This is a genomic window from Marinagarivorans sp. (assembly GCF_982758155.1).
This window is the reverse complement of sequence record NZ_CEXWTU010000033.1, coordinates 25925-30136: the sequence shown is the minus strand read 5'-3', so window position 1 is coordinate 30136 and position 4212 is coordinate 25925. Positions and strand designations below refer to the sequence as shown.

General features: G+C 47.3%; 4 protein-coding genes and 1 tRNA gene. 2 read left to right on the top strand and 3 right to left on the bottom strand.

Features of this window, described 5'->3' with window-relative positions; genetic code table 11:
- Positions 1-107: 107 nt before the first annotated feature.
- Together AC3A8L_RS06145 and AC3A8L_RS06140 are read left to right on the top strand one after the other, a co-directional pair.
- Positions 108-182, top strand: a tRNA-Gly gene (locus AC3A8L_RS06145).
- Positions 183-433: 251 nt separating this feature from the next.
- Positions 434-808: a hypothetical protein gene (locus AC3A8L_RS06140; RefSeq protein WP_487961353.1), complete on the top strand. Its 375-nt coding sequence runs from the start codon at positions 434-436 to the stop codon at positions 806-808.
- A gap of 96 nt (positions 809-904) precedes the next feature.
- On the opposite strand, the gene AC3A8L_RS06135 is transcribed toward AC3A8L_RS06140, so the two are convergent.
- From AC3A8L_RS06135 to AC3A8L_RS06125, 3 genes are all read right to left on the bottom strand, one after another.
- Complete coding sequence (locus tag AC3A8L_RS06135) at positions 905-1732, bottom strand: HDOD domain-containing protein (RefSeq protein WP_487961352.1); 828 nt, start codon at positions 1730-1732, stop codon at positions 905-907.
- Positions 1733-2168: 436 nt separating this feature from the next.
- Positions 2169-2624 carry a type IV pilin protein gene (locus AC3A8L_RS06130; protein ID WP_487961351.1) on the bottom strand — a complete coding sequence of 152 codons (456 nt, stop codon included), beginning with the start codon at positions 2622-2624 and terminating at the stop codon, positions 2169-2171.
- A gap of 9 nt (positions 2625-2633) precedes the next feature.
- On the bottom strand, positions 2634-4212 hold a 1579-nt coding region (locus AC3A8L_RS06125; protein ID WP_487961350.1), incomplete at its 5' end, for a pilus assembly protein.

The window sequence follows — 4212 nt, the reverse complement described above, 5'->3', positions numbered from 1 at the left end:
CCAGAGGTTTTTGCCTTATAATGCGCCTGTCGAATAATGAACGGTAGACAAAAGCAGGGCGCCTGTCTGCAGTCGCTTTAATTACCGTCAAACTGCCTTTTACGATTGCGGGAATAGCTCAGTGGTAGAGCACAACCTTGCCAAGGTTGGGGTCGCGAGTTCGAGCCTCGTTTCCCGCTCCATAAATAAAAAAATCCAGTAGTTAGCTCTACTGGATTTTTTTATGCCTGCAATTTGAGTACGATCCTTACATTCTTTTACGAAGACTACGAAGACTACGAAGACATTGTTTGTTTTTCTGTGCGCAAGCATGATCTAAGTCATTAATTACCGATACTAAGGGCAATATTATTGTTACTGCTCTACAACGCGGCAACTTTTCCGCTAATGTGTACCCTAAAGAGCATCTTTTTACTTGTCCGAGGAATAATCAATGTTTGTAAAAACTTTAGGTATGGCAACTGCGCTGATGTTGAGCGCTTCTTTAGCGGTGGCTTGTCCCGGTAAAGAGGGGGACTGTAAAGATGGGCAGTGTAAGCTCAAGAAGAATGATATAGCGACTCTTTTGAAGCTGGACAGCGAGCGCGCAGAACAAGTGCGCGCCGTACAGAAAAAGCACAAGACCGAAATTAAAGCGTTGCGCCAGGAACGGCATGCTGAAATGGCTGCGCTACGTGAGAGCCATAAAGGCGAGCTTGGCGCGTTACTTTCTGCAGAGGAGCTGGCTAAAGTCGACGAGATGATGGCGAAGCAGCATAAGCACCATGGCAGCGATCATCATGGAGCTCACGATAAAGGCCATCACTGAGCTCTAAAGGCCTAATCGAAGGTTAAATTGTTTAATACGCAAAAGCCTACCCCCGTTCGGGGGTGGGCTTTTTTTTCGATGGATTGTTCTGGGCGTTTACTCAAGTAGCGAGCCAATTCCGCCACTAAAATCTTCCACATCACCGAGTGCTTCGGTCATTGCCGAGAGGTCTACCGGTGGCGTAGCCTGCAATTCTTCGGGTAGGCTACTAATAAGCTCTTCTGATGATGGGTTGTCTTTGTGCATATTGACAACATGCTTAGCTAAATAAATTAAGGCAGCTATTTCCGAGGCGGGCGTTGCATCTTTGGGGCTGTTTTGATACTTCAATCCGGTGTTGATTACCTCGGGAAATTTCCAGCGTTTAGCGAGCTCCGCGCCCACCTCGCAGTGGTTGTAACCAAAAATTTCATTTTCGGCCAAAAGCCGGTCTTCGCCAGTGTTCACTTTCGCTTGAACAACATCCGCTTTATTGGTGTCAGCAGAGTACATCAGTAGCTGGCCAATGGTGTGGATTAAGCCTGCAGTGAATGCCACATTCGCATCGATCCCTTTTTTAAATTTGCAGAGCCATTTGGCGCAACCCGCAATTTCAAACGCATTTAGCCAGAATTGTCGCTTATCGAGTGACGCCGGCATTTCGAGAGAGTCGACCATACCGCTCGCCATTACCAGTGTTCGTACCGCAGGGAATCCCATAATAATAGTGGCGTCTTGAACGGATGACACCTGTCTGGGTAGACCGTAGTGCGCGGAATTGGCGACGCGCAGTAGTTTGGTGGTGAGCACAGGCTCTAGGGCAATTTTCGCAGAAATTTTGTCCATGTCGGCATCGGGATCATCAAAGCTTTCAATGAGTTCTTGGATGATTTTAGGGATGCTCGGCAAGCGCGTGGCATTGCTAAAAAGGGTGTCAAAGCTCATAAGTATTTCTCCTATTATATTATTCAGAATAGGAGAGATATTTTGGTTGCGCTGACTTTTTTGGTTTGATTTACCGTGTACGCTATGGCGGTACTCGAATCGAGCGCCAAGTCGATTCGGATACCGATTTTTATAGGGTTTTGGTATTAATTTGGGGATTGCGGGCGGGTTTGATGTTGTATTGGAGTATCGCCCCTTAGGTATTCGTTATCGATTTCACTAAGGGGCGAGGCAATAATAGTTTGTCCAATTAGACGAGGGCGCCTACTTTCTCAACAAGGCGCTCGAAGGGGCGCATGCCGGGGCCTATACGGATATAGGTCATTAGGGTAACGCATGGAGCAGTTACCGAGGCATGTAACGCTTTGAGCAACGCGGTTGAGGAAGCGGGAGGCAAGTATTATTGGATAAAGTATTTTTTCCTCGGCCCTAATGATTACCTAAAGCAATTCGAAGCGGTATCGGTGCCGGTTGTAGTTTGAACACCGCTGGACGCTAAGCTAATGGTCGCGCATTGGGTATCGTCGGTTTGGCCGTTAATAGGCACTGCCGACAAAGTATAGGCTCGGGTTGTGGCGCCACTGGCAAAAATAACTTTATAGATGCCCAAAGCGCTAGTGCTGCTATTACCGTTGTCATCAATGTAAAAAGGGTCGCCACTGGCGCCAGTGTTCGTGTAACCAAGGTCTGTTAAGTCGATGGCATAACCTTTATTGTTTACAAAGTATTCCTCTTGCTCCGAGGCGAATGTTATTAGGGTGCTAATGGCGGCCTTTCGCTTTGTTTTTAAAATACTGCTTTGGTAGGACGCCATGGCAATACTGGCCATAATGGAGATGATGACAATAGCGATCATCAGCTCCATTAAAGTAAATCCGTAATTTTTTTTCATTTTTATGCCCTATAAATCATCGATGCCAGTTTCTCGCCAATAAATAATATGCATGGGTTTGCCTCCGGCCTCGATGAGTTTTGTTTTGTCATTGTTTGGTACGGTTTGGTCGAGTTTTACAATGCCCGCACTAGGAATAATGAGGGTGTCGTTACCAATAGCGGTAACCGCTGGTGGAATACCTGGGCCTAAATCTATTGGCCGCCCTTGTGTCGAATAGGCGGCGGTGCCGTCTTTTAAGTTCACAGCATAGAGTTTGCCGCTGCCTTCTGCGGGTTCACAGCTACTGCCACTCGAGGGTTCATAAGATGTAAAGAATACCTTGCCGGCGGCGACTAATGGTGATGCTAGGCCTTTTTCGCCATTACTGTTTAAACTTATTTTCCAGCCGTTACGCAGGACTAATAAGCTACAACCCGTCTCTTCACCGGTAACGCAAGCGGTAACGTCTACGAGGGTGTCATCTTCAAAGGGGGTTGATGAGTCTGGGCTGCCGCTTACGGTGTTTCGGTCTTTAATGAAAAACATAAAGTTTTCATCGGTGGTCTCTAACGGGTTGGCTCGGTCTCCGGTGGCAATTAATACCCCGTCGTAAGAGCCAAATTCATCCTTGGCCTGCACAATATCTGGGGAATGAAACATGCGACGATCTTCTGCTTCACTGCCATCATCAAGATCAGCCAAAATAGTGGCCTGCCATGTTAATCGGTGGCTGGCTGTATTCCCTTCGGGTAAATCAATACGCCAAAGAAGGCCGCTAAGGTCGCCAACATACAGTCGGTCTGTAATACCATTTTGATCACTGTCTAATGCGGCAATTTGTGAGGGGATGGAGTGCACCATTCTTGAATTGTAAAGGTGAGTTTGCGAATTACTGCCTGCACCACCCGTGGCTTTCCATATTAATGCGCCTGTGCGTGCATCAACAATATAAATGGCGGCACCCTGCAGTGCGCTACTGGGCGATTCAGAAAGTTTAACGGGCGTGTCGTTTTGGATGTCAAATCCGCCACCAAAAATAAGCACATCGCGAGCCGTATTTTCGTAGCGTACTTTGGTAACAACGGGAGTGGAGAATGTCATGCCGAGCTCACTAAAGTCGCCGCCTTGGGTGATTTTCCATTTAAGGCTGGGCGTAGCATTAGGGTTGCTTACGTCGAGGGCATAATAACTGTTGCCGCCGCGGCGCATGCCGAAATACACATACACTTCTTCACCGCTTTCAATTGTTCCATCATTATCAGTATCATTTACTAAAGCAACGGGAGCACCGTCTACGCCGTAGGGGTGCTTGTTTGACCCTAAATTACTTCGCAATGAGCGAATAATGTCTAGTGATTCTCTGGGTATAAAGGCAAATATTTCTTCGCCTGATTCCGCGCCATTTTCGGTATTTTCGAATATGTGAAAAAATCCATCGTTGGTTCCCATGAAAAGACGAATTTGTGGCGTTGCTTCGCTATATCCTGTTTGTGCACCGTAATTAATAGCAAGGGGACGTGAGTGTATGGCATCACCTAATAGCCAAGCGCGGGCATCGTTACTGCTGCTGTCGACCGTTCGGCCAAGGTTGAGGCTGGTGTAGGCT